Genomic DNA, 25,702 nt, shown 5'->3' on the forward strand with positions numbered 1-25,702 from the left:
GAAAGTCGATTCGTGAAGTAGCGTGATGATTTCTCTGACTTTTTAGCCAGAATCATTACCAAAGCTTACGGTTTCAGTCATTTACGCTTAACGGATTCGCTTATATACTCGTGGGTCTGCTATCAGCAACCAGACGGATTTCATGTATCAACCTGTCGCACTCTTCATAGGCTTACGCTACATGCGTGGGCGCGCCGCGGACCGCTTCGGTCGCTTTGTCTCCTGGCTTTCCACTATTGGCATTACGCTTGGCGTGATGGCGCTGGTGACGGTTCTGTCCGTGATGAATGGCTTCGAGCGCGAGCTGCAAAACAACATCCTGGGGCTAATGCCGCAGGCGGTTCTCTCTTCTTCTCAGGGGTCGATCAACCCACAACAGCTGCCGGAAAGCGCCGTGAAGTTACAGGGCGTAAGCCGCATTGCGCCGCTGACTACCGGTGATGTGGTGCTGCAAAGCGCGCGCAGCGTGTCGGTCGGGGTGATGCTCGGTATCGATCCGGCGCAAAAAGATCCCCTTACGCCGTATCTGGTTAACGTCAAACAGACCGATCTCGAACCTGGCAAATACAACGTCATTCTCGGGGAACAACTCGCCAGCCAGCTGGGCGTCAACCGTGGCGATCAACTGCGCGTGATGGTGCCGTCGGCCAGCCAGTTCACGCCGATGGGGCGCCTGCCGAGCCAGCGTCTGTTCAACGTGATCGGCACCTTTGCCGCCAACAGCGAAGTCGATGGCTATCAGATGCTGGTCAATATCCAGGACGCCTCCCGCCTGATGCGCTATCCGCTGGGGAACATCAGCGGCTGGCGTCTGTGGCTCAACGAGCCGCTGAAAGTGGACGTCCTGAGCGAGCAAAAACTGCCTGAAGGCACCAAATGGACCGACTGGCGCGAGCGTAAAGGCGAGCTGTTCCAGGCCGTGCGCATGGAAAAGAACATGATGGGCCTGCTGCTGAGCCTGATCGTCGCCGTGGCCGCGTTTAACATCATCACCTCTCTGGGCCTGATGGTAATGGAGAAGCAGGGCGAAGTGGCGATCCTGCAAACCCAGGGGCTGACGCCACGCCAGATCATGGCGGTGTTTATGGTTCAGGGGGCCAGCGCCGGGATTATCGGTGCGCTGCTCGGGGCCGTGCTGGGGGCATTGCTTGCCAGCCAGCTGAATAATTTAATGCCGGTTATCGGTATTCTGCTCGACGGTGCCGCGCTGCCGGTGGCGATCGAGCCGCTGCAGGTCGTCACTATTGCGCTGGTCGCGATGGCGATTGCGCTGCTCTCGACGCTTTATCCTTCCTGGCGCGCTGCCGCCACCCAACCCGCTGAGGCTTTACGTTATGAATAAGATCCTGTTGCAATGCGACAACCTGTCCAAGCGCTATCAGGAAGGCACCGTGCAGACCGATGTCCTGCATGAGGTCAGTTTCAGCGTGGGCGAAGGCGAGATGATGGCGATTGTCGGCAGCTCCGGCTCGGGCAAAAGTACCTTGCTGCATCTGCTGGGCGGGCTGGATACGCCGACTTCCGGGGATGTGATTTTCTCCGGCCAGCCGATGAGCAAAATGTCGTCGACGGCGAAAGCGGATCTGCGCAACCAGTCGCTGGGCTTTATCTATCAGTTCCACCACCTGCTGCCCGATTTCACCGCGCTGGAAAACGTCGCTATGCCGCTGCTGATCGGCAAAAAGAAACCGGCAGAGATCAACACCCGCGCCAGCGATATGTTGAAAGCCGTAGGCCTCGGCCATCGCGCGAATCATCGCCCGTCGGAACTCTCCGGCGGCGAACGTCAGCGCGTAGCGATTGCCCGTGCGCTGGTGAACAACCCGCGTCTGGTGCTGGCCGATGAACCGACCGGTAACCTTGATGCGCGCAACGCAGACAGTATTTTTGAGCTGCTCGGTGAACTCAACGCCTCTCAGGGAACCGCGTTCCTGGTGGTGACCCACGATCTGCAGCTGGCGCGTCGCATGAGCCGTCAGCTGGAGATGCGCGACGGTCGTCTGACGGCGGAACTGACCCTGATGGGAGCCGAGTAATGGCTTCATCGTTATCCTTACTGATCGGTATGCGCTTCAGCCGTGGCCGCCGTCGCGGCGGCATGGTGTCGCTGATTTCGGTGATCTCCACCGTCGGTATTGCGCTGGGCGTGGCGGTGCTGATTGTCGGCCTGAGCGCGATGAACGGCTTCGAGCGTGAGCTGAATAACCGCATTCTGGCGGTGGTTCCGCACGGCGAAATTGAAGCGGTGAGTCAGCCCTGGACAAACTGGAAAGAGGCGCTTACCCACGTCGAGAAAGTGCCGGGCATTGCCGCCGCCGCGCCGTACATTAACTTTACCGGGCTGGTGGAGAGCGGGGCCAATCTGCGCGCCATTCAGGTGAAGGGTGTCAATCCGCATCAGGAAGCACGTTTGAGCGCGCTGCCACAGTTTGTGCAGAACAACGCGTGGGCGAACTTTAAAGCCGGTGAGCAGCAGATTATTATCGGCAAAGGTGTGGCCGATGCGCTGAAGGTGAAGCAGGGCGACTGGGTGTCGATCATGATCCCGAACGCCAGCGCCGACCATAAGCTCCAGCAGCCGAAGCGCGTGCGTCTGCACGTGACCGGTATTTTACAGCTGAGCGGTCAGCTCGATCACAGCTTCGCGATGGTCCCGCTGGACGATGCGCGCCAGTACCTGGATATGGGCGACAGCGTTACCGGCATTGCCATCAAGGTAAACGACGTCTTTAACGCCAACAAACTGGTGCGGGACGCAGGCGGTGTGACCAACAGCTATGTCTACATCAAAAGCTGGATCGGCACCTACGGCTACATGTACCGCGACATTCAGATGATCCGCGCCATCATGTATCTGGCGATGGTGCTGGTGATCGGCGTGGCTTGTTTTAACATCGTCTCGACGCTGGTGATGGCCGTCAAAGACAAGAGCAGCGACATCGCCGTGCTGCGCACCCTTGGCGCGAAAGACGGTCTTATTCGTGCCATCTTCGTCTGGTACGGTCTGCTGGCGGGGCTGTTCGGCAGCCTGTGCGGCGTGGTGATCGGCGTGGTGGTTTCCCTGCAGTTAACGCCGATTATCAACGGAATTGAGAAGCTGATTGGGCATCAGTTCCTGTCGGGTGATATCTATTTTATTGACTTCCTGCCGTCTGAATTGCACTGGCTGGACGTTATTTATGTGCTGGTTACAGCACTTTTACTGAGTCTGCTGGCAAGCTGGTATCCAGCGCGTCGCGCAAGCCGAATTGATCCGGCGAGGGTGCTAAGTGGTCAGTAATTACGTCATGATTTGAGCGGCATGCTTTGCCGCCAAATCAGAAAGAGGAATGCGTTATGTATTATGGATTTGATATTGGCGGCACCAAAATTGCGCTCGGCGTCTTTGATGAACAGCTCAAACTGCAGTGGGAAACCCGCGTTCCCACGCCGCGCGAGAGCTACGACGAATTTTTAAACGCGGTCGCCGCCCTGGTGACCGAAGCCGATACCCGTTTCGGCGTGAAAGGCTCCGTGGGGATCGGCATTCCGGGGATGCCGGAAACGGACGATGGCACGCTTTACGCGGCCAACGTCCCCGCCGCCAGCGGCAAGCCGCTGCGAGCCGATCTCTCTGCTCGCCTTGACCGTGACGTGCGCCTCGATAACGATGCCAACTGTTTTGCCCTCTCCGAAGCCTGGGACGATGAGTTCCGTCAATATCCTTTAGTCATGGGGCTGATCCTCGGCACCGGCGTCGGCGGCGGGATCATCATTGACGGCAAGCCGATTACCGGGCGCAGCTATATCACCGGCGAGTTCGGTCATATTCGCCTCCCGGTCGATGCACTCGAGGTGGTCGGACGTGATTTTCCCCTGACGCGCTGCGGCTGCGGACAGCACGGCTGTATTGAGAATTATCTTTCCGGTCGCGGGTTTGCATGGCTTTACGAACACTTCTATCATCAGAAACGTGAGGCCCCGGAAATCATCACCTTGTGGGAGCAGGGCGATGAACAGGCTCGCGAACACGTTGAACGCTATCTCGATCTGCTGGCGGTGTGTCTGGGCAATATTCTGACCATCGTCGATCCCGATTTACTGGTGATCGGTGGCGGGTTATCCAATTTCTCGGCGATCACCGAGCACCTGTCCGGGCGACTGCCCCGACATCTGCTGCCGGTCGCCCGCGTACCGCGTATCGAACGTGCGCGCCATGGGGATGCCGGAGGCATGCGCGGTGCGGCATTCCTTCATCTCACTCGCTAGTTATACGAGGTTTTTATGCTGTCGCGTCGGTTAGGTCGACTGAGCCGTTTTCGCAAAACTAAACGCCGCCTGCGTGAGCGCTTGCGCCAGCGGATCTTTTTCAGAGACAGGGTGATGCCAGAAGGTATGGAAAAGCCAAGAGTGGTGGTGCTGACCGGGGCGGGGATCTCCGCTGAGTCCGGAATTCGCACCTTCCGCGCCACTGACGGACTGTGGGAAGAGCACCGCGTGGAAGACGTGGCAACGCCGGAAGGTTTTGCCCGTAATCCTCAGCTGGTGCAGACGTTTTACAACGACCGCCGCCGACAGCTTCAGTCGCCGGAGATTGCGCCCAATGCGGCGCATCTGGCGCTGGCGAAGCTCGAAGAGGCTCTAGGCGACCGCTTTCTGCTGGTGACACAGAACATCGACAACCTGCACGAGCGCGCCGGTAACCACAACATTATCCATATGCACGGCGAACTGCTGAAAGTGCGCTGCGCGTGGAGCGGACAGGTGCTGGACTGGACGGGTGACATCACCCCGGACGATAAGTGCCACTGCTGCCAGTTCCCGTCACCCCTGCGTCCACACGTGGTGTGGTTCGGCGAAATGCCGCTGGGGATGGATGAGATCTACAGCGCGCTGGCGATGGCCGATGTGTTTATCGCGATTGGCACCTCCGGGCATGTCTATCCGGCGGCGGGTTTTGTCCACGAGGCGCGGCTGCATGGGGCGCATACGGTGGAGCTGAATCTGGAGCCGAGCCAGGTCGGCAGCGAGTTTGAAGAGAAACAGTATGGTCTGGCGAGTGAAGTGGTGCCGGATTTTGTCGAGAAGCTGTTGAAGGGATTATAAGACCGCTTTCTCGCTCTTGTAGGCCCGGTAAGCGCAGCGCCACCGGGCATTATTCAACCCGCACAGTCTTTTTTTGCCGGGTGGCGGCTTTGCCTTACCCGGCCTACTTAACGTTTTCAGGTGCCAGATTGAAGGGATTGTAAGGCGGTTTAATGCTCTTGTAGGCCCGGTAAGCGTAGCGCCACCGGGCATTATTCAACCCGCACAGTCGTTTTTTGCCGGGTGGCGGCTTCGCCTTACCCGGCCTACTTGACGTTAGCGACCCGCTTTCAGGTGCCAGATTGAAGGAGTTGTAAGGCGGTTTCGCGCTCTTGTAGGCCCGGTAAGCGCAGCGCCACCGGGCATTATTCAACCCGCACAGTCGTTTTTGGCCGGGTGGCGGCTTCGCCTTACCCGGCCTACTTGACGTTAACGACCCGCTTTCAGGTGCCAGATTGAAGGGAATGTAAGGCGGTTTCACGCTCTTGTAGGCCCGGTAAGCGTAGCGCCACCGGGCATTTTTCAGCCCGCACAGTCTTTTTTTGCCGGGTGGCGGCTTCGCCTTACCCGGCCTACTTGACGTTTTCAGGTGCCAGATTGAAGGGATTGTAAGGCGGTTTCGCGCTCTTGTAGGCCCGGTAAGCGTAGCGCCACCGGGCATTTTTCAACCCGCACAGTCGTTGTTTGCCGGGTGGCGGCTTTGCCTTACCCGGCCTACTTAAGGTTAACGACCGGCCTTCAACTTCTGATAATAATCTTCATAAATGCGGCTCGCGTCGCCCACGTCGTTTTGCCACTCGCCTTTCTTCACGGTTTCCGCATCCGGATACAGTGACTTATCGTTCGCCACTTCCGGGCTCAGCAGCTTGCGGGCGGCCAGGTTTGGCGTGGGATAACCGATGGTTTCTGCCACCTGTTTTGCCACTTCCGGGCGCAGCAGGAAGTTAATCAGCTTCATCGCGCCGTCGACGTTTTTGGCGTTAGATGGAATCGACAGGCTGTCCATCCAGAAGATCCCGCCTTCCTTCGGCCAGACCACCTGCAGAGGCGTCCCCGCCTGACGCGCCACGTACGCCGAGCCGTTCCACACCATCCCCAGATTCACTTCGCCTTCCATATACGGGTTGGCCGGGTTGTCGGAATTAAACGCCGCCACGTTTGGCATCAGCTTTTTCAGCTCGTTGTAGGCCGCTTCAATCTCTTTCGGATCGGTGGTGTTACCGGAATAACCCAATTTACGCAGCGCCATCTGGAACACTTCGCGCGCGTCGTCGGTCAGCAGTAGGCTGCCTTTGTACTCCGGCTTCCACAGATCGGCCCAGCTGGTAACGGTTTTTGGATCGATTTCGTCGCTGTTCACGCCGATCGCGGTCGCGCCCCAGATGTACGGAATGGAGTAGTCATTGTTCGGATCGAACGGCTTATTCAGCATCTCCGGATCGAGATTGCTGAAATTGGTCAGCTTGGTTTTGTCGATCTTCTGGATCATCCCTTCTTTGCGCATTTTGTCGACAAAGTAGGTCGATGGCACCACCAAATCGTACGCGCCGTCTTTGTAGGTTTTGAGCTTGGCATACATGGTCTCGTTCGACTCGTAGGTCGAATAGATCACCTTGATCCCGGTCTCTTTGGTGAACTGCTCCAGCAGGCCCGGCGGCACATACTCGGTCCAGTTGTAGAAGTAGAGCGTTTTACTGTCGTCGGCGTGCGCAGCGCCTATGCCGATTGCGAGAGCGCCTGCCGCGAGCAGGTGGCGTGACCATTTTTTCATTTTGACGTCCCCTGAGATTTGGTTGTATCACGAGCAATAATCTGGCTGGCAATCACCATCACCAGCGATAGCACCAGCAGTATCGTCGCCAGCGCGTTCACCTCAGGTGACACGCCGACTTTCACCATCGAATAGATCTTCAACGGCAGAATTTCATAACCCGGCCCGGTGACGAACGACGACACCACGACGTCGTCCATCGACAGGGTAAAGCTCAGCAGCCATCCGGCGGCGACCGCGGGCATCGCCAGCGGCAGAATGATTTTGCGCAGGATAGTCATTTCACTCGCCCCCAGATCCTTCGCCGCTTCCAGCATCCGCACGTCAAAGCCCTTCAGACGGGAGTAAACCGTCACCACCACGAAGGGCAGGCAGAAGGTGATGTGGGAGAAGAGCAGCGACCAGAAGCCGAGCTGAATGCCGAGGAGCATAAACAGCACCAGCAGGGAAATCGCCATCACGATGTCCGGCGACATCATCACCACAAACAGCATCCCGCTGACGAAGGGTTTCCCGCGAAAACGGTAGCGATACAGCGCCACGGCGGTCAGGGAGCCAATCAGCGTGGCGAAGGTCGCGGAGACAATCGCCATCGTCAGGGAGTGCTGTGCCGCCTGCAGCAGGCTGTCGTTGTTCATCAGCAGGCTGTACCAGTTGGTGGTAAAGCCTTGCCAGTTAATCCCAAAGCGTGAGCTGTTAAACGAGTTCACGATCAAAATGATAATCGGGATATACAGGAATGCGTAAATGGCGGACATAAAAGCGCCGCGCAGCAGACGACCGATCATTCGAGATCTCCCTTCTTATTCAGCCAGCGGGAGGCGCGCCAGTAGACGAGCAGCATCAGGCCCATTACTACCGTCAGCGTAATGCTGGTGGCCGAGCCAAACGGCCAGTCGCGAATGTTCAGGAACTGACTCTTAATCACGTTGCCGATCAGCAGGTTTTTCGCGCCGCCCATCAGATCCGAGACGTAGAACAGCCCCATCGCCGGGAGCATCACCAGCAGACAACCAGCAATAATGCCCGGCATGGTCAGCGGAATAATGATCCGCAGGAAGGTTTGCAGCTTGCTGGCCCCGAGATCGCGCGCCGCTTCGAGCAGCGGTTTATCGAGCTTCTCGATGCTGGAGTAAAGCGGCATCACCATAAACGGCAGCAGGATATAGACCAGACCAATAATCACCGCACCCGGCGTGAACATGATGCGGATCGGCGTATCAATCACCCCCAGCCAGAGCAGAAACTCGTTCAGATAACCTTTGGTGCTGAGGAAAATCTTCAGGCCATAGATGCGGATCAGCGAGTTGGTCCAGAAGGGAACAATCAGCAGAAACAGCAGCAGCGGACGGATTTTCTGCGGCAGCCGCGCCAGAAACCAGGCGAAGGGATATCCCAGCACCAGGCAGGCGAGGGTGGCGATCAGCGCCATGTTGAGGGAGTGCAGCAGGACCTCGAAGTAGAGCGGGTCCAGCAGGCGCGCGTAGTTATCCAGCGTAAAGACCAGGCTGACGAAGTTCGTGTCGTCGCGAGTCAGAAAACTGGTGACAATGATCATCAGGTTGGGCAGGAAAACAAACAACACAAGCCAACCCACAATCGTGGCGATCACCGCGTTCTGGAATTTACTGGTGTTCTTCATCGGCCAGCACAACCTCCCAGCTCTCTACCCAGTTAACGACCATTTTCTGATCGAGCGGATGGTCAAAGTCCGGGTCGTCCTCGTTAAAGAACTCGCTGACCATCACCATTTTGCCGTTTTCCAGCTCAACCACCGATTCCAGGGTCATACCTTTGTAGTTACGCTCGCGGATGTAGCCGATCAGGCCTTCCACGTCGTTACTGTCGTGGATCTCATCGACGCGCAGATCTTCCGGGCGCAGCATGACGTTCAGCTTTTGGCCTTTCTCGACGGCAAAGTTGACGTAGATATTGCACTCACGGCCTTCGACGCTGGCGCGCACGCGCTGGTCGTCAAGACGCTCGATCACCGTGGCGTCGAAGATATTGATCTCACCGATGAAGCTGGCGACAAACAGGTTTTTCGGCTCTTCGTAGATTTCGCGCGGCGTGCCGTCCTGCTCAATTTTGCCGTCGCGCATCACTACGATACGGTCCGACATGGTCAGGGCTTCTTCCTGATCGTGGGTGACGAACACAAAGGTAATGCCGAGCTTTCGCTGCAGGGCTTTCAGTTCGTTCTGCATCTGCTTGCGCAGCTTGTAGTCGAGCGCGGAGAGGGACTCATCCAGCAGCAGCAGACGCGGTTTATTGACCACCGCACGGGCAATCGCCACGCGCTGCTGCTGGCCGCCGGAGAGCTGATGGGGTTTACGCTGGGCGAACTCGTCGAGCTGCACCATACGCAGGGCATCGTTCACGCGGGGCGTGATTTGCTCGTTAGGGGTTTTCTGCATGCGCAGGCCGAAGGCCACATTTTCGAACACGGTCATGTGCGGGAAAAGGGCATAGCTCTGGAAGACGGTGTTAACGTGACGATGTTCGGCGGGAACATCGGTGATGTTCTGATTTTCAAGATGAATTTGGCCGTTGTCGACGTTTTCCAGTCCGGCAATCAGGCGCAGAACGGTTGTCTTGCCGCAGCCGGAAGGGCCAAGCAGCGTAAGAAACTCACCGTTATTGATAGTCAGGTTAAGATCGTCAATGACGGTTTTACCATCGAAACTTTTGCTGATCCCCGACAGAAGAACCAGCGGTGACAGTGTTCCCGGTTGTGTATTCAATTTTTGGCGCTGTCCCATATAAACGCGTCGGTGGGTTTACCGACAGCGGGGTTTGTGTGTAACCACCTTGGTGACTCTTAATGAGGGCGGTCATTCTACGGCAAACCACTGAAATCACCAATCCTTGTGACTGATTGATAAGCTACATTTATTAACGAATCACGACAAAATCGAAAATATTCTCGTTTACGGGATAAAAGTGACCTGACGCAATATTTGGGATTTGATGCTTCCTGATAATGTTGTCACAAAAAGTGAGGGTGACTGCATGGAAAAATTACTTGAGCGTTTTTTACAGTACGTTTCGCTGGATACCCAATCTAAAGCGGGTGTCCGACAGGTGCCGAGCACCGAGGGCCAGTGGAAGCTTTTAAACCTGCTGAAGGATCAGCTGGAGGAGCTCGGCCTGGTCAACGTGACCTTAAGCGAGAAGGGCACTGTGATGGGGACGCTGCCGTCGAACGTCAAAGGTTCGGTTCCGGCGATTGGATTCATTTCTCACGTTGATACCTCACCTGATTTTAGCGGTAAAAACGTCAACCCGCAGATCGTGGAAAACTACCGCGGCGGCGATATCGCGCTCGGTATCGGCGATGAGGTATTGTCGCCGGTGATGTTCCCGGTGCTGCACCAGCTGCTGGGCCAGACGCTGATCACCACCGACGGCAAAACGCTGCTGGGTGCGGATGATAAAGCGGGCGTCGCGGAGATCATGACCGCCCTGGCGGTGCTGAAAGGCAATAACATTCCCCACGGTGATATCCGCGTGGCCTTTACGCCCGATGAAGAGGTGGGCAAAGGGGCGAAGCATTTCGACGTCGAAGCGTTCGACGCGAAGTGGGCCTACACCGTCGACGGCGGTGGCGTGGGTGAGCTGGAGTTTGAAAACTTTAACGCGGCTTCAGTCACCATCAAAATCGTTGGCAACAATGTGCATCCTGGATCGGCGAAAGGGGTGATGGTCAACGCGCTGTCGCTGGCTTCGCGGATTCATGCGGAAGTCCCGGCGGAAGAGAGCCCGGAGCAGACCGACGGGTATGAAGGTTTTTACCATCTGACCAGTATCAAAGGCACGGTGGACAGCGCGCAGATGCACTACATCGTCCGCGATTTTGACCGCAAAGCCTTTGAAGCGCGCAAGCGCAAGATGATGGAGATCGCCAAAAAAGTCGGCAAGGGGCTGCACCCGGATTGCTACATTGAGCTGATCATCGAAGACAGTTACTACAACATGCGCGAGAAGGTGATGGAGCATCCGCATATTCTCGATATCGCCCAGCAGGCGATGCGCGATTGCGACATCGAACCGCAGCTGAAACCGATTCGCGGCGGCACCGACGGGTCGCAGCTCTCCTTTATGGGACTGCCGTGTCCGAACCTGTTTACCGGTGGGTATAACTACCACGGCAAGCACGAGTTTGTGACGCTGGAAGGGATGGAGAAAGCGGTGAAGGTGATTGTGCGGATTGCGGAGTTGACGGCGAAGCAGTAGTCCCTTTGTGCCGGGTGGCGGCTTCGCCTTACCCGGCCTACAAAACCTGAATCGTAGGTCGGGTAAGGCGAAGCCGCCACCCGACGCCCGGAAAAGGATTTCCCATGTCAAATTACCGCCGTAACTATATCCCTGGTGGAACCTGGTTTTTCACCGTTAATCTGCAAAATCGCCAGAGCGATCTGCTGACCCGCCATATCGATCACCTGCGCGCTGCAATACAAACCGTGAAACGCACCAAACCCTTCACCATCAACGCCTGGGTGGTGCTTCCTGAACATATGCACTGCATCTGGACCTTACCGGAAAACGATGATGACTTTTCGGGCCGCTGGCGAGAGATAAAGAAAACCTTTACCCGCGCGATTGAGATGCGTCACGTGTGGCAATCACGATTCTGGGAACATACGATTCGCAACGAAGAGGATTTCCGGCGGCATAGGGATTACGTGTATATCAATCCGGTCAAACATGGGCATGTCACCCGCGTGGCGGATTGGCCGTTTTCAACGTTTCATCGGGATGTGCGCGACGGTTTATATCCGAAGGATTGGGCGGGTGAACCAGAAGATTTGGTGGCCGGGGAGCCAAAATAAAAACGGCGCATCCGCGCCGTTTTTGTAGGTCGGGTAAGCGAAGCGCCACCCGACACAATCAGCCAGCTCAGTCCTCGAAGAACCAATACCCGCTATTCACCAGCGCCGCTAACATGGCGAGGAATGACGGATCTTCCAGCGCATCGCCGAAGGTCTCTGCATTCAGCACCATATGGCTGGCCAGGGCTTCCAGCGCCGGACGATGCGGGGAATCCAGCTTCTCGCCGTTAACGAAAATATCGTCGCCAATACGCAGCACGCGCAATCCACCCAGACGCACCAGCGAATCACCCTGTTGCAGGGCGTCGTAAATCTCATCCGGCTGATAAGGCGGCTCGGCGGGGGCAACGTCCAGCTCGTGACGCGACTGGCTGACAAACTCGCCAAACCACTGGCGGAAATGTTCCGGCTCGTTAATCAGACCGAGCATCATCTCGCGCAGCTTATCCAGCTCCTGCGGCAGAATATCCGCAGGATGCTCACGCGCAGGCACGTCCGGGTCGCTGTAGCGATGGCTGCCTAGCTCGCGTTGCAGAACGTAATCCGCAAATCCGCTGATCATCTCGCGGCCGCTTGGCGCGCGGAAACCGACCGAATAGTTCAGAGAGTTTTCGAGGGAATAGCCTTCGTGCGGGAATCCTGGCGGAATATAGAGAATATCGCCCGGCTCCATCTCTTCGTCGATGATGCCTTCGAACGGATCCACCTGGAGCAGGTCCGGGTGCGGGCAGTGCTGTTTCATCGGCACTTTCTCGCCGACGCGCCAGCGACGACGGCCGGTACCCTGAATGATAAACACGTCGTACTGATCGAGGTGCGGACCCACGCCGCCACCCGGCACAGAGAAGGAGATCATCAGATCGTCCATGCGCCAGTCTGGCAGGGCGCGGAACGGATGCATCAGCGCAGCGGTAGGCTCATGCCAGTGGTTCACGGCCTGCACCAGCAGCGACCAGTTGGTCTCGCCGAGGTGATCGTAACTTTCAAAAGGACCATGACTGACCTGCCATTTCCCCTCCTGATGACTCACCAGGCGGCTGTCGACTTCGTTTTCCATCGCCAGTCCAGCCAGTTCATCCGGCGAGATCGGGTCGACAAAATTGCTGATCCCGCGTTTCAGAACGACAGGGCGTTTTTGCCAGTAACGTTCGATAAACTCGGGCCAGTTAAGTGTTAATTGATAATCCATAATTATATTTCCGCAGGCTCTTACTGACTCGGATTATAACGGAAGCGCAAGAGCCTGCGCGCGAGAATCTCGCTTTTTTCACATTCCGCTCTAACTATCGTCAGAAGAGGGATGCTGACGACCAAAAATGGCGACCATGCGTGCGCCGCCCAGCAGGCTGTCGCTGGTTTCGATTCGCCCGTTGTACTGATCGACAATCTCCTGCGCGACGGATAATCCCACGCCCTGACCGGGGCGCAGCGTGTCGGCGCGTTGACCGCGGTCGAACACCACGTCGCGTTTGTTTTGCGGAATGCCGGGGCCGTCATCCTCGACGATGATTTGCAGCTCGTCATCCGTCTGATGGGCGGACACTTCCACAAACTCGAGGCAATATTTGCAGGCGTTATCCAGCAGGTTGCCCATCACTTCCATAAAGTCATTTTTCTCGCCGACAAAACTGATCTCCGGCGAAATATCGAGGCTAATGTTCACCCCTTTGCGTTGATAAACTTTATTCAGCGCCGAGGTCAGGCTGTCCAGTAGCGGGGCGACAGGGTGCAGCTCGCGGCTCAGCAACGGGCTGCCCGAGCGCATACTGGCGCGGTGCAGGTAATAGCCAATCTGTTGGGAGATACGGCTGATCTGCTCGAGCATCACCGGCTCGGCGTCGTCGACGCTGAGCTTCGAGCTGCGCATGGATCGCAGGGTGCTCTGCATCACCGCCAGCGGGGTTTTCAGGCTGTGCGTCAGATCGGTCAGCGTGGTGCGGTATTTATCGTAACGCTCGCGCTCGCTTTTCAGCAGACGGTTGAGGTTGCGCACCAGGCTGGTGAGTTCGCGGGTGGTTTGCGGATTGAGTTTATCCCGGTTGTGCTCTTCGAGTTCGCGGACCTCTTTCGCCAGCGATTCGATAGGGCGCAGGCTCCACCAGGCGGCGACCCACAGAAGCGGGATCACCAGCAGCAGGTTAGCGGCCAGAACATACACGAACCAGCTCCAGACCATATAGGAGCGTTTAAGCTCAACCGGAATGGTGTCGATCACCACGATGGTGAGCTGCGGCATATCCATGGTCGCGGGATAGAGATTGATCGCCACCGAGTGGGTCATCTCCGTATTGTCGTCGTCCTCACGGATTTCGTCGAGCTGACGCTGCATCGAGGCATCGTTGCCCAGCAGTGTGCTGGTGGCGTTCAGATCGGCCTCGAGCTCGTGGAAGCCGTTGGTTTTCAGCCACTCAGGACGAATACTCTTTTCCAGCCACGGCACATGGCGTTGCGCCCACAGCAGCTGGCCTTTTTCATCATAAATCAGCGCCATCGTCGGACTCTGCCGGTTCAGGTTCTCCGGCATTTCCACGCTGATGCGATTGTTTTCCCATTTAGCTAGGGTATAGAAGAGATTGCTCTCGCCGCGCAGCAGGCGGAAGGTGGTTTTGTCGAAGCTGACGCTATACCCGACCAACGCCACCATGCCGTACGCGAGTGACAGGATCAGTACCACGGCAGCGGTGGCCAGCAAAAAGCGGACCCGCAGCGACAGCGGCAAAAAGTGGCGAAGGATTTTTTTCATTTAGCGTAATTCAAACAGGTATCCCTGACCCCTCACCGTGGTGATGACGTCCTGCGGATACTGCGCCTGGATTTTTTTACGCAGGCGACCCATCAGCACGTCGATAGTGTGGCTTTCGCGCAGCTCGGCATCCGGATAAAGCTGGAGCATTAAGGAATCTTTGCTCACCACTTTGCCGCTGTTGCGGATCAGCGTTTCCATAATGGTGTACTCGAACGCCGTCAGTTTGATGACTTCGTCGTTGATCGAGAATTCACGACGCGAGAGATCGACCTGGAACGGGGGAAGAGAGATCACCTGTGACGCCAGACCGCTGTTACGGCGCATCAACGCCTGCATACGGGCGGCCACTTCTTCGATGTGGAAAGGTTTAGTCACATAGTCGTCGGCACCCGCGCTGAGCACTTCGACTTTATCCTGCCAGCCTTCGCGGGCGGTTAAAACCAGCACCGGGAGCGAGACATCGTGGCTGCGCCAGCGGCGGATCAGCGACAGACCGTCTTCGTCCGGCAGCCCCAGATCGACGATGGCGATATCGGGCAGGTGTTCATTGAGATAATAATCCGCTTCTTTTGCGTCTTCCGCGTCGTCGACCTGATGCCCCAGTTCCTGAAGCTGAACTTTCAGGTGATGACGTAGCAATGCATTATCCTCAACAACCAGTACGCGCATCATCTCTTCTCCCTAACATGAATGGTATGAATAGTTTAACGCTGATTATGTTGTTATGGGGATAAACATTGAGTAAACCGCAGAGGAAGGAACCCTCTTTCCGGGCGGAAAGAGGGTGAGGGGAATTACTTCAGCTCATCAACCATAGCAATAGCGCGGCCAATGTAGTTTGCCGGCGTCATCGCTTTCAGGCGCGTTTTTTCTTCTTCTGGCACGTCCAGACCATCGATAAACTGTTTCATGCCTTCGGCGTCGACGCGCTTGCCGCGGGTCAGCTCTTTCAGTTTTTCGTATGGCTTTTCAATGCCGTAACGGCGCATCACGGTCTGAATCGGCTCCGCCAGCACTTCCCAGTTGTGATCCAGTTCGTCCAGCAGACGGTCGCGGTTCACTTCCAGCTTGCTCACCCCTTTCAGGGTGGACTGGTAGGCGATCAGCGCATAGCCAATACCCACGCCGAGGTTACGCAGGACGGTGGAGTCGGTCAGGTCACGCTGCCAGCGGGAGACCGGCAGTTTGCTCGCCATATGCTGCAGCAGGGCATTCGCCAGGCCCAGGTTGCCTTCGGAGTTTTCGAAGTCAATCGGGTTCACTTTGTGCGGCATGGTGGAAGAGCCGATTTCACCGGCGATGGTTTTCTGTTTGAAGTGGTTCAGGGCCACATAGCCCCACACATCGCGGTCGAAGTCGATCAGGATGGTGTTGAAACGGGCGATGCAGTCAAACAGCTCGGCGATGTAGTCATGCGGCTCGATCTGAGTGGTGTACGGGTTCCACTGAATGCCCAGAGAAGTCACGAACTCTTCGCTGAACTGGTGCCAGTCCACTTCCGGGTAAGCGGCGATGTGGGCGTTGTAGTTCCCGACCGCGCCGTTGATTTTACCGAGGATCTCAACCTGCTCCAGCTGGCGATACTGACGCTCCATGCGGTACGCCACGTTTGCCATCTCTTTACCCATCGTGGACGGGGTGGCTGGCTGACCGTGGGTACGGGAGAGCAGTGGGATATCACGGTATTGCACGGCCAGGTCTTTCACCGCATCGATGATTTTGCGCCAGTAAGGCAGCACCACGTCCTGACGCGCGGTAGAGAGCATCAGCGCGTGAGACAGGTTGTTGATATCTTCTGAAGTACAGGCGAAGTGGATGAACTCAGACACCGCGTGCAGCGCCGGTACGCTTTCCACTTTCTCTTTCAGGAAGTATTCCACCGCTTTCACGTCGTGGTTGGTGGTGCGCTCAATGGTTTTGATACGTGCCGCGTCTTCTTCGCTGAACTCCGCGACGATTTTATCAAGGTAATCGTTTGCCTGGGCGTCAAAAGCAGGAACTTCCTTGATTGCTGCCTGGGTAGCTAACTTTTGCAGCCAGCGCACTTCAACCTGTACACGGAACTTCAGCAGACCATATTCGCTGAAGATCCCGCGCAGCGCGCTGACTTTATCGCCGTAACGTCCATCGACAGGGGAAACGGCGGTCAGTGAGGATAATTCCATAATTCGCAACTCCGGGAGGTTAACAATGAGCAAGAATTTGTTTTGCCTGAGTCGTCAGGCGATTACGAGAGAACATTAACTGCAGTCGGCCACCGCCAACCTGGTGCCACAGCACGGCGGCACGAATACCGGCCAGCAGCGAGGCACGAACCTTCGCCTGCACCTGCGGGCTTTGCAGCACGGCAGGGGAGCCAGTGACCTGGATGCGCGGACCCAGCGGGCTGATGACATCGACATAAATCGCGGCCATCGCACTCATCAGGGTTTCGGACTGCAAATCAAAATGGTCGAGCTGACGCTGCAGCCCGTCAATGCGGTTGCCGAGCGTGTCCATCGCTCCTTTTGCGCCGCTCAGCTTACGCTCCAGCACCATCAGGCTTAAGGTGTAGCGGGTCAGCTCTGCATTCAGCCCCTGACGATTGCTGGCATTCAGCACCCCGAGCAGGGTTTCGAGACCGAGGCGAAGATTGGTTTCGCTGCCACCGAATACGCCCAGCGTCGAGCCTGGGTTAAGGTCGATAACGCTGTTGAGCGAAACGTGCAGCGCATCAGCGTCGCAATGACCCTGATGTGCCAGCTGCTGCACCAGACGGGCGGACTGGCAAATACCGGCCAGCGCCAGGGTGATGTCATAGTAATTCTTCGCCACACGTGCTCCTTTTGGTGTGAAATCGGTTTATTCGGCCAGCGGCAGACGCTGTTCAATGATCCCGCCGCCGAGGCAAATTTCGCCGCTGTAGAAGACGGCGGACTGGCCAGGCGTGACGGCAGAAACCGGCTCGTCGAAGCGCACTTCAATGCGCTCGTCATCAATGGCCGTGACGCTGCAAGGGATATCTGTCTGACGATAGCGGGTTTTCACCGTGCAGCGCAGGGTGCCGGTGAACGGCTCGCGATCGACCCAGTGCAGCTGTTGGGCAATCAGCCCGACGGACATCAGACGCGGATGTTCGTGCCCCTGCGCCACCACCAGAATATTGTTTTCGACATCTTTATCGACCACGTACCACGGCTCTTCGCTGCCTTCTTTGGTGCCGCCGATCCCCAGACCTTTACGCTGGCCCAGAGTGTGGTACATCAGCCCCTGATGCTCGCCGACGTCATCGCCGTCAACGGTGATGATTTTGCCCGGCTGAGCAGGCAGGTAACGCCCGAGGAATTCGCGGAATTTACGCTCGCCGATAAAACAGATACCGGTGGAGTCTTTTTTCTTCGCGGTGATCAGATCCAGTTCTTCGGCGATTTTACGCACTTCCGGCTTTTCCAGCTCACCGACCGGGAACAGGCTTTGCGCAATCTGCTCGTGGCCTAAAGTGTAGAGGAAATAGCTCTGATCTTTGTTGCCGTCGAGGCCGCGCAGCAGCTGGCTTTTGCCATCGACATCCGCGCGGCGTACGTAGTGACCGGTCGCGATGTAATCTGCGCCCAGATCTTCAGCGGCGAATTCGAGGAAGGCTTTGAATTTGATCTCTTTGTTGCAGAGGATATCCGGGTTCGGGGTGCGGCCCGCTTTGTACTCTTCGAGGAAGAGTTCGAACACGTTGTCCCAGTACTCTGCGGCAAAGTTAACGGTATGCAGCTCAATGCCGAGTTTGTCGCACACGGCCTGCGCATCCGCAAGATCCGCTGCCGCCGTACAGTATTCCTCGCCATCGTCTTCCTCCCAGTTCTTCATGAACAGGCCTTCCACTTGATAGCCCTGCTGTTGCAGCAGGTAGGCGGAAACGGAGGAATCGACACCGCCGGACATGCCGACGATCACTTTTTTCTGGCTGTTATCTGACATGGAATACTCACGACATTGAACTTAAAGGCGGCGTATTCTATCACGCGCCCCCCGCATTGGCACCCTCTGTAAACGGCCAGTTAAATTCTGCGATCACCTCAAGCGGCAGGCGGCTGCCAGACTGATAGCAACGAATGCTTTCGGCAACCAGCGGCGAGCGCAGGTTTGGCGCGTTCAGGATCTCCTCAGGCGTGACCCACAGGCAGCGGTCGATATCATCGTCGTGCGGCTCAGTGGCGCACATTTCGTTAAGTTCGATGACGAATAAAAAGCGCAGGAACGGCGTGCGATCCGGGGCGATCCACTGATGCAGACGCACAAAGTGCTGCGGCTCGGCGTGGATGCCTGTCTCTTCCCACAGCTCGCGACGCGCGGCCTGGACCAGCGTTTCGTCGGCTTCAAGATGACCTGCGGGCTGGTTCCAGAGGGCTTTGCCGTTGATGGTCTCTTCAACGACGAGGAATTTGCCTTCGGCATGCACCAGGGTGGCGACGGTAACGTGTGGTTTAAACATCTGTTCTCCTTAGATTGAGTCGATCGGGATCTCTCGCCATTCACCGGACGCCAGAGTGTCGAGCGTCAATGTGCCCATTGCATAGCGTATCAGGCGCAGCGTGGGAAATCCGACATGCGCCGTCATGCGGCGCACCTGGCGGTTCCGTCCTTCATATAAGGTGATTTTCAGCCAGCTGGTGGGGATGGTTTTGCGTTCGCGAACCGGCGGATTGCGCGGCCATAACCACGCTGGCTCTTCGACGAGCTCAATGCCCGCGGGCAGGGTGGGGCCGTCGTTAAGCGTCACGCCATTGCGCAGGGCATCCATCGCCTCTGCCGTCGGTTCGCCTTCCACCTGCACGTAGTAAATCTTGCCGGTGCGCTTGCCTGGCTGGGTCAGTCGCGCCTGTAGCTGACCGTCGTTAGTCAGCACCAGCAGGCCTTCGCTGTCGCGATCCAGGCGGCCAGCGGCATAAATTCCTTGTAACGGGATGTAATCTTTCAGGGTGCTGCGTCCCGCCTCGTCCGTGAACTGCGGCAGCACATCATAAGGTTTATTGAAGATAACCAGCCGCTTCGGTCCAGTGTCAGGCTTTTTTTTGGCGCTGCGTCGCGTGCTGAATCGTTCAACTTGGTGATTTCTAAAAGAAGTTTTGTTCATAGTGTTTTCAGAATGGGTGTATTCGAGCATTATAACGGAAATTCATGAGTGATTGGCGCGAGCCTGATATTCGAGTAGTATGAGCTCGCATATTACAACTCATTAACAAAAAACCAGAAGCGCTCGAAGGAGAGGTTAATGGAAAGCAAAGTAGTCGTTCCGGCGGAAGGTAAGAAGATCACCCTGCAAGATGGCAAACTGAACATCCCTCACAACCCAATCATTCCTTTCATTGAAGGTGATGGTATCGGTGTGGATGTGACGCCAGCCATGATCAAAGTGGTGGATGCCGCCGTGCAGAAAGCCTATAAGGGCGAGCGGAAAATTTCCTGGATGGAAATCTATACCGGCGAAAAATCTACCCAGCTGTATGGCCAGGATGTCTGGCTGCCAGAAGAAACTCTGGACCTGATTCGTGATTACCGCGTTGCCATCAAAGGCCCACTGACCACTCCGGTCGGTGGCGGTATTCGTTCCCTGAACGTTGCGCTGCGCCAGCAGCTTGACCTGTACGTGTGTCTGCGCCCGGTGCGTTACTACGCGGGCACGCCAAGCCCGGTTAAACACCCTGAGCTGACCAACATGGTGATCTTCCGTGAAAACTCCGAAGACATCTATGCCGGTATCGAGTGGAAAGCCGACAGCGCCGAAGCCGAGAAAGTGATCAAGTTCCTGCGCGATGAGATGGGCGTGACGAAGATTCGTTTCCCTGAACATTGCGGCATCGGCATCAAGCCGTGCTCCGAAGAAGGCACTAAACGCCTGGTACGTGCAGCCATCGAATACGCAATCACCAACGACCGTGATTCCGTGACCCTGGTGCACAAAGGCAACATCATGAAATTCACCGAAGGCGCTTTCAAAGACTGGGGTTACCAGTTGGCGCGTGAGGAGTTTGGTGGTGAGCTGATCGACGGCGGCCCATGGGTGAAAATCAAGAACCCAAATACCGGCAAAGAGATCGTGGTCAAAGACGTGATCGCCGATGCGTTCCTGCAGCAGATCCTGCTGCGTCCGGCGGAATACGACGTGATCGCCTGTATGAACCTGAACGGTGACTACATTTCCGACGCCCTGGCAGCCCAGGTTGGCGGTATCGGTATCGCCCCAGGCGCCAACATCGGTGACGAGTGTGCGCTGTTCGAAGCCACCCACGGTACTGCACCTAAATACGCAGGTCAGGATAAAGTGAACCCAGGTTCTATCATCCTGTCAGCGGAGATGATGCTCCGTCATATGGAATGGTTCGAAGCCGCAGACCTGATCGTTAAAGGTATGGAAGGCGCGATCAACGCTAAGACCGTAACCTATGACTTCGAACGTCTGATGGACGGCGCTAAGCTGCTGAAATGTTCAGAGTTTGGTGACGCGATCATTAAAAACATGTAATCCATTTTCTGGATTAAATGAAAACGGGAGCCGATGGGCTCCCGTTTTTTTATGTCTGTTTAGGTGTGACTTTGCCTCGTAAGAGTCGCTTACAGGTACTTCACAGAGATGGTCGCCTGGCCGTCCAGAGGGGTGTCATCGGTAATCGCCAGAGTGGCAGTATCCTGGATTGATGCGCCAACAGTCAAAACATCACTGGCTGTGGTGATTGCAACGGGATTACCCTGAGTATCAGCGAAGGTGATCAGTCGGCTACCGTCTGGGTGGTTATAGACGTCACCAGCCTCTGGGGCCCAGTTGGCACCATTATCAACAGAATCTGCCAGATGCCCAGGGGCTGAATCAACTGTGGCTTGATCGTAAATGGCAACGAGACCATATGAGCCTAATTTGACATGATCTGCTGTTTCGCCCAGACCAAACTCATTGGCTGCGGTTGTAACAGCACTGCCTACTTTCGGAGCTGTATCGACAACACTTGAAGATTTATCATCCATTGTCGTCCAGGCTACTTTAGTTGGACTTGTGCAGCTCAGAGTCAGGGTAATATTCTTATCACCCAACTGGTTTACGGCAGTATCACTCAGAGAAGCGATCGGCAGTGTTCCATAATCCACTACGCCACCGGATGAAAGAGAAGGCGTACAGGAACCCATAATTAACTTACCTTGTACTTTCAGGTCGGCAGTATCAGCTGCGAATGCTGAATTAGCGGTAGAGATAACGAGTGCAGCGGCTGCACAGAATTTAAAAATATTTTTCATGGAATAATGACTCTTCAGTTGGATGATTTAAATAAGACACTGTTGTCTTGTTGGACATATTATCTGTGTTTCCTCTCAATGCATCAATTCAATAAGCACGCAGTTATGGATTCAATGTTGAGTGTAAAATTGGACTTGAATTTATATTTATAGAAATCAGCATTTTTAATGAGGTGTGGAAATAAATGCAATTTTTTAATCTAGATAGAATTAAGAGCAACGACGCGTGGTAATGTAAAGGGGGAGGGATCAACAGAATCTAAAAAGACTACGGATTGCCTGAACAATCGATACTGGCAATCCGCAAAGTAGATGAGTTATAAGGCTGATTACTCGAGGTTCTTCACATCCATCAGCAAGCCCTTGCTGAGCAATATCTTACCTTCGGCCTTAAACTGGGCCAGCATCTTCATCACTGTGCTGCGCGATAGCCCGCTTTTATCGACAATATAATCAGCTGCTGTACGACGTAAACGAATAATTTCAGGTTCTGCCTGCAGCTGATACAGACAGTTAATCACCAGGGCATAGCTGGATACCCCAGCCATATTGTTAACATACTTCAGCATGTTAGCGATGGTTGTCATATGGTTGACGGAGACACCTTGCCACAGGTTTTTATCATTGATGATTTTCTCTGCCTCTACGAATGGTAGAAATTCATAACGAATGTCAGTGCAGGCACGAAAATAGAGATATGTGGTATCGAAGTAGAGGTTGATGCCGAAAATTCGCGGGGCGCTAAAGTTAACTAACAGACGGTCATCACTTGGACGACAGCCTGAAATTACACCCTCATGGAATATAAGTATATTTCTTTCCGTGAAACCATCCATTGTGACAATTTGGTTTTTACGTTTAGAAAATATATTTTCTTGTTGTGATAAGTTGTCAATTAAGAGCTGAATATGTTCCTTGGGATTTAACATGATTTTTTCCACTCGTCACTGTTGCCGTTAATGGTAGCCTATATTCAGAAGGAGGTGTGACTTGATAGCCACATAGATACGACCTGATGCATATGCAGTTTTATTACTGGCCCTCAAGCTGAACCGTCAGGTTGGTCATCAAGTTCGTTTCATCCTGGACGGAATGTATCCCCTGCTTAAGCGCGGGTCGAATATGCAAAAGTATAGAGAATTGCTGACCGGCAGGCACTTCACCGTTACGAACAGGAAGCAGGCCGTCGTTATTCAGCACCAGCACCTTTTTCCGATTTCTCTCTTGCTTAGGGACAAAGGAGCCATGGGACAGAGTCTTACCGAGATCAACGGGTTTACCGTCCAGCACCGCCTGTTGAGCAGAGATCAGAATATCTCCGTTGTCTCCAAAGCGAAACCGTCGCTCACCAGAATCATCGCTAATGAACAGCGCCATCGCTTGCGGTTCACTGCAAATAGCATTCACTCTGACCTCACGATCATCCAGCGTATAGACACCGCCGCGATGGCTGGTAATGTCGTTGTTGCTGAGCTTGCCGTAATCAACAGTCGTATCAGAAACGGTGACGTCGCATTCGGCGCGGGCAGCATTTGCGCAGAGTAATCCCGCCAGTAGCGTGAATTTAATGATGGATTGGATTTTCATTTGCATACCCCGTTGATATTTTCATAAGTCTGATTTTCGCCACCTTTTGCCAGGGCGTAACTGATCTGGCATACGTTCACACCATCTTCGTTCGTGAGATAAAGCGCCGGTTTGGCAGAAACGTCTTCCATAAACAGAAGGCCATCGTCCACTGCCGTGGCAGCGTAGTTACCGTCACCATCAACCACGGTACTGCCTTTTTTCAGGGTCTTACCATTTGCCATTTGCACGCGGATCATGGCCCGGTGGACATGCAGCGTATTGAACGCTACGTGCCCGACGGCTCCGCGACCTGCTGCCAGTTCACTGAAACCGTTCTCGACGTCTACATCCTGCGGAAGACTATTACTGTCCAGTTCGACTCGAACTTTGTGGTACGGATTAACGGAAGGTACGATGGCCTTGCCCCAATGATCGGTCCAGACATCACCCGCTGGGGTGTTGATTCGCGTTCCGGCCAAATCTTTACCCGCATCGATGATGGCGAATGTGTCCTTAACCGGCCAGGGTGAGAAGGTTACGCCGCTATCATGCGCAACCACGCCACCAGAAAGTGCCACACCATAGTTACGACCATCTTGACCATCGGTTCCGGCGCTAACGCCCAGTCGGGTGTAGTGCAGATTACTGTTGATCGAGCCACTGAAGCTGTTTTCCCGATCGGCCAGATCGCGCTCGGCCGCCAGGGAATAACTGGTGCTCTGACTGATATCCCCGCTGGTCTGCAGTCCGGTATTGGTCTCATGATGCATGGTGTGCGAGTAGGCGCTGACGTGTTGACCGCCAAGGGGCATGCTGATATTCACAAACACCGTGTCCCCGTTGTCTTCGCTCTCGTTGCGACCATCGTCCTGATCATCGTTTTTCTGATTCACAGAGCGCTGCCAGCTGACGTTCAGGTTCATGTGGCCAAATGACTTACCCCATGAGGCGTTCACAAATTCGCTGCCTTCGGTTCCTTCTGTACCCTGGTTCTTTGAGTAACGCAGATTAAAGGAACCCAAATTTGACAGGGAGTAATGCATCCCTGCAGAGTATTGGCCTTCGTACTGCTGAAAATCATCCTCAAGAGAATCTTCCAGTTCGCGATAGCCTTGGGTATAACGCGTCATGCTGACATCGGTCGTCAGTTGGCCGGACAAGGCGTAGCTGGCTGACAAGGTGCTGCTACGTCCTTTTACGCCATGCTCTTCATCCATCGACGCCTTAAAAGTGGCCGATAGCAGCATTTTATTAAAGGGTAAGGTATCCAGCGTGATAGCCGCAGAGTCATAGCCCTGTGCAGTCATCACGCCGGTACCGATATTCAGCCAGGGTTTGACCCGCCAGCCGTCGGAGAGGGTCGCCAGCATCGGCTGACTCTCCCCGTCGCCGTTGCTGCGATAGCGGCCCACGGCGGCAGAAAGGCCTGACGGACTGGTCAGTTGATGACTGTTCACCGCATCAGCAGGGATCACGAAATGGCTTTTACTGCCGTCGGTTTCCGTGACCGTGACATCGAGTTCGGCATTGCTGCGAATAATCGGAACATCGTTCAGAGTGAACGGACCCACGGGGACCAGAGTGGAATAGACCATCCGGCCTCCCTGGCGGACTTCAACACGCGCCTGGGCTGTGCGGGCAATACCAGAAACAGCCACACCGCTGCTGCCTTCCGGGCTCAGTGCTTCTTCCGGCATGATCTGCATACCTGAAATGGCGGTGCCAGCGAAAATCGTGCCGCCAGTGTTGATTTCACCCGCCTGGAATAATTTCTTACTATCAACAAGCGTATGCTGCAGATAGGCGTAAAGGTTATCGGTGGTACGCGTGCCGTCATTCTCTGCCAGGGATTGTCTGCTGCGAAACAGCCAGTCATGGACGTTCAAACCCTCTTCCAGCATCAGTTGCTTAGTCTCGCTGTTGCCGCTGTCAGACCTGTTTTGCGTCGCGAAAGCGGTATAATTGAGAATGCCTGCCGTACCGCCCGTGCTGTAATCTTTGGCCTGATCGCCTTCGCCTGTTGTATCAATGGCCTCTTGCGGAACGACCAGATCCAGCTCTTCCTGTGCAGGAACGGGAGTAATCACTGTGCCTGGGAAGGTTTTGGTATAGTCGAAACAGGCGTTGCTCTTTTCGTCATCGCTGAGCTTTGTCACTTCATGCGGCACCACTAACGAAGCTCCCTGCAGAAAAGGGGTGGTGGCACAAAGCTGGCCATCCTGGCCAAAAGTTGCGGATACCTTTCCTTTTCTCTCGCCATTCACCACCACGGTGACCATTTTTACGCCGGGCGTAAATTTCGGTGTAGAGGCAAAATAGTGACCCAGTGAAGGATCAAGCCCACGATCTTTGATGATGCTGGTATTAAACTCCAGCGGAGCTTCAGTCGCCGAGGAAAGTACCGGATACAGGCAGCACAGTACGGCTAACGATAAATAACGACGCGATAACGAAACCATC

At 55.3% G+C, this 25,702-nt stretch carries 24 protein-coding genes; 8 read left to right on the top strand and 16 right to left on the bottom strand.

Annotation, left to right across the window (positions count from 1 at the left end; genetic code table 11):
* Positions 1-142: 142 nt before the first annotated feature.
* From lolC to cobB, 5 genes are read left to right on the top strand one after another with little or no spacing between them, the layout of a single operon-like run.
* Positions 143-1,342: a lipoprotein-releasing ABC transporter permease subunit LolC gene (lolC, locus tag QQF33_RS25265; RefSeq protein WP_282494938.1), complete on the top strand. Its 1,200-nt coding sequence runs from the start codon at positions 143-145 to the stop codon at positions 1,340-1,342.
* Positions 1,335-2,036, top strand: a complete 702-nt coding sequence (gene lolD, locus QQF33_RS25270) for a lipoprotein-releasing ABC transporter ATP-binding protein LolD (protein ID WP_282494939.1) — start codon at positions 1,335-1,337, stop codon at positions 2,034-2,036. The genes lolC and lolD overlap by 8 nt, the downstream gene beginning before the upstream one ends.
* The gene (lolE, locus tag QQF33_RS25275) at positions 2,036-3,280 is read left to right on the top strand and encodes a lipoprotein-releasing ABC transporter permease subunit LolE (RefSeq protein WP_285158811.1); all 1,245 of its coding nucleotides are present in this window, start codon (positions 2,036-2,038) and stop codon (positions 3,278-3,280) included. Before lolD ends, lolE begins: the two co-directional genes overlap by 1 nt.
* Before the next feature lie 56 nt (positions 3,281-3,336).
* Positions 3,337-4,248 carry an N-acetylglucosamine kinase gene (gene nagK / locus QQF33_RS25280; protein WP_282494941.1) on the top strand — a complete coding sequence of 304 codons (912 nt, stop codon included), beginning with the start codon at positions 3,337-3,339 and terminating at the stop codon, positions 4,246-4,248.
* 15 nt (positions 4,249-4,263) lie between these two features.
* Complete coding sequence (gene cobB, locus QQF33_RS25285) at positions 4,264-5,085, top strand: Sir2 family NAD+-dependent deacetylase (protein ID WP_282494942.1); 822 nt, start codon at positions 4,264-4,266, stop codon at positions 5,083-5,085.
* Positions 5,086-5,788: 703 nt separating this feature from the next.
* On the opposite strand, the gene potD is transcribed toward cobB, so the two are convergent.
* Genes potD through potA form a run of 4 tightly spaced genes read right to left on the bottom strand, consistent with a single transcriptional unit; the run spans position 5,789 to position 9,597 of the window.
* A complete protein-coding gene (gene potD / locus QQF33_RS25290) occupies positions 5,789-6,835 on the bottom strand; it encodes a spermidine/putrescine ABC transporter substrate-binding protein PotD (protein ID WP_285150757.1) in 1,047 nt (348 codons plus the stop codon).
* Positions 6,832-7,623, bottom strand: a complete 792-nt coding sequence (gene potC / locus QQF33_RS25295; RefSeq protein WP_282494944.1) for a spermidine/putrescine ABC transporter permease PotC — start codon at positions 7,621-7,623, stop codon at positions 6,832-6,834. Before potC ends, potD begins: the two co-directional genes overlap by 4 nt.
* The gene (potB, locus tag QQF33_RS25300; RefSeq protein ID WP_285145876.1) at positions 7,620-8,477 is read right to left on the bottom strand and encodes a spermidine/putrescine ABC transporter permease PotB; all 858 of its coding nucleotides are present in this window, start codon (positions 8,475-8,477) and stop codon (positions 7,620-7,622) included. The genes potC and potB overlap by 4 nt, the downstream gene beginning before the upstream one ends.
* Positions 8,461-9,597 carry a spermidine/putrescine ABC transporter ATP-binding protein PotA gene (gene potA / locus QQF33_RS25305; RefSeq protein ID WP_285150756.1) on the bottom strand — a complete coding sequence of 379 codons (1,137 nt, stop codon included), beginning with the start codon at positions 9,595-9,597 and terminating at the stop codon, positions 8,461-8,463. Before potA ends, potB begins: the two co-directional genes overlap by 17 nt.
* Positions 9,598-9,847: 250 nt before the next feature.
* Between potA and pepT the strand changes: the two genes are divergently transcribed.
* The gene (gene pepT / locus QQF33_RS25310; RefSeq protein WP_285150755.1) at positions 9,848-11,071 is read left to right on the top strand and encodes a peptidase T; all 1,224 of its coding nucleotides are present in this window, start codon (positions 9,848-9,850) and stop codon (positions 11,069-11,071) included.
* 104 nt (positions 11,072-11,175) lie between these two features.
* Positions 11,176-11,667, top strand: a complete 492-nt coding sequence (locus QQF33_RS25315; protein WP_285150754.1) for an REP-associated tyrosine transposase — start codon at positions 11,176-11,178, stop codon at positions 11,665-11,667.
* Positions 11,668-11,734: 67 nt separating this feature from the next.
* On the opposite strand, the gene QQF33_RS25320 is transcribed toward QQF33_RS25315, so the two are convergent.
* The 8 genes from QQF33_RS25320 to rluE form a co-directional block, all read right to left on the bottom strand.
* Positions 11,735-12,856 (bottom strand): ribosomal protein uL16 3-hydroxylase, encoded by a 1,122-nt coding sequence (locus QQF33_RS25320; RefSeq protein WP_282494949.1) that lies wholly within the window; start codon positions 12,854-12,856, stop codon positions 11,735-11,737.
* Positions 12,857-12,946: 90 nt separating this feature from the next.
* The gene (phoQ, locus tag QQF33_RS25325; RefSeq protein ID WP_285150753.1) at positions 12,947-14,410 is read right to left on the bottom strand and encodes a two-component system sensor histidine kinase PhoQ; all 1,464 of its coding nucleotides are present in this window, start codon (positions 14,408-14,410) and stop codon (positions 12,947-12,949) included.
* On the bottom strand, positions 14,411-15,082 hold the full coding sequence (phoP, locus tag QQF33_RS25330; RefSeq protein ID WP_282495018.1) for a two-component system response regulator PhoP: 672 nt from the start codon (positions 15,080-15,082) through the stop codon (positions 14,411-14,413).
* 125 nt (positions 15,083-15,207) lie between these two features.
* A complete protein-coding gene (gene purB / locus QQF33_RS25335) occupies positions 15,208-16,578 on the bottom strand; it encodes an adenylosuccinate lyase (RefSeq protein ID WP_102103465.1) in 1,371 nt (456 codons plus the stop codon).
* Between the two features lie 19 nt (positions 16,579-16,597).
* Positions 16,598-17,227 (bottom strand): high frequency lysogenization protein HflD, encoded by a 630-nt coding sequence (gene hflD, locus QQF33_RS25340; protein WP_095281631.1) that lies wholly within the window; start codon positions 17,225-17,227, stop codon positions 16,598-16,600.
* Between the two features lie 27 nt (positions 17,228-17,254).
* Positions 17,255-18,364 (bottom strand): tRNA 2-thiouridine(34) synthase MnmA, encoded by a 1,110-nt coding sequence (gene mnmA, locus QQF33_RS25345; protein WP_285158812.1) that lies wholly within the window; start codon positions 18,362-18,364, stop codon positions 17,255-17,257.
* Positions 18,365-18,404: 40 nt separating this feature from the next.
* Positions 18,405-18,878, bottom strand: a complete 474-nt coding sequence (locus tag QQF33_RS25350) for an NUDIX hydrolase (protein ID WP_285158813.1) — start codon at positions 18,876-18,878, stop codon at positions 18,405-18,407.
* A gap of 9 nt (positions 18,879-18,887) precedes the next feature.
* Positions 18,888-19,550 (bottom strand): 23S rRNA pseudouridine(2457) synthase RluE, encoded by a 663-nt coding sequence (gene rluE / locus QQF33_RS25355; protein ID WP_282494953.1) that lies wholly within the window; start codon positions 19,548-19,550, stop codon positions 18,888-18,890.
* 108 nt (positions 19,551-19,658) lie between these two features.
* Here rluE and icd point away from each other — a divergent pair, with 108 nt between their 5' ends.
* On the top strand, positions 19,659-20,909 hold the full coding sequence (icd, locus tag QQF33_RS25360; RefSeq protein ID WP_174348626.1) for an NADP-dependent isocitrate dehydrogenase: 1,251 nt from the start codon (positions 19,659-19,661) through the stop codon (positions 20,907-20,909).
* Between the two features lie 89 nt (positions 20,910-20,998).
* Here icd and QQF33_RS25365 read toward each other — a convergent pair whose 3' ends face one another.
* From QQF33_RS25365 to QQF33_RS25380, 4 genes are all read right to left on the bottom strand, one after another.
* Positions 20,999-21,673 (bottom strand): DUF1120 domain-containing protein, encoded by a 675-nt coding sequence (locus QQF33_RS25365; RefSeq protein ID WP_282494954.1) that lies wholly within the window; start codon positions 21,671-21,673, stop codon positions 20,999-21,001.
* Positions 21,674-22,002: 329 nt separating this feature from the next.
* On the bottom strand, positions 22,003-22,602 hold the full coding sequence (locus tag QQF33_RS25370) for a helix-turn-helix domain-containing protein (protein WP_282494955.1): 600 nt from the start codon (positions 22,600-22,602) through the stop codon (positions 22,003-22,005).
* Between the two features lie 103 nt (positions 22,603-22,705).
* Positions 22,706-23,260: a DUF1120 domain-containing protein gene (locus tag QQF33_RS25375; RefSeq protein ID WP_285158814.1), complete on the bottom strand. Its 555-nt coding sequence runs from the start codon at positions 23,258-23,260 to the stop codon at positions 22,706-22,708.
* Complete coding sequence (locus QQF33_RS25380) at positions 23,257-25,701, bottom strand: fimbrial biogenesis usher protein (RefSeq protein WP_285158815.1); 2,445 nt, start codon at positions 25,699-25,701, stop codon at positions 23,257-23,259. Before QQF33_RS25380 ends, QQF33_RS25375 begins: the two co-directional genes overlap by 4 nt.
* Between the last annotated feature and the right edge of the window lies 1 nt (position 25,702).

Source organism: Lelliottia wanjuensis (assembly GCF_030238365.1).
GTDB classification, from domain to species: Bacteria; Pseudomonadota; Gammaproteobacteria; order Enterobacterales; family Enterobacteriaceae; genus Enterobacter; species Enterobacter wanjuensis.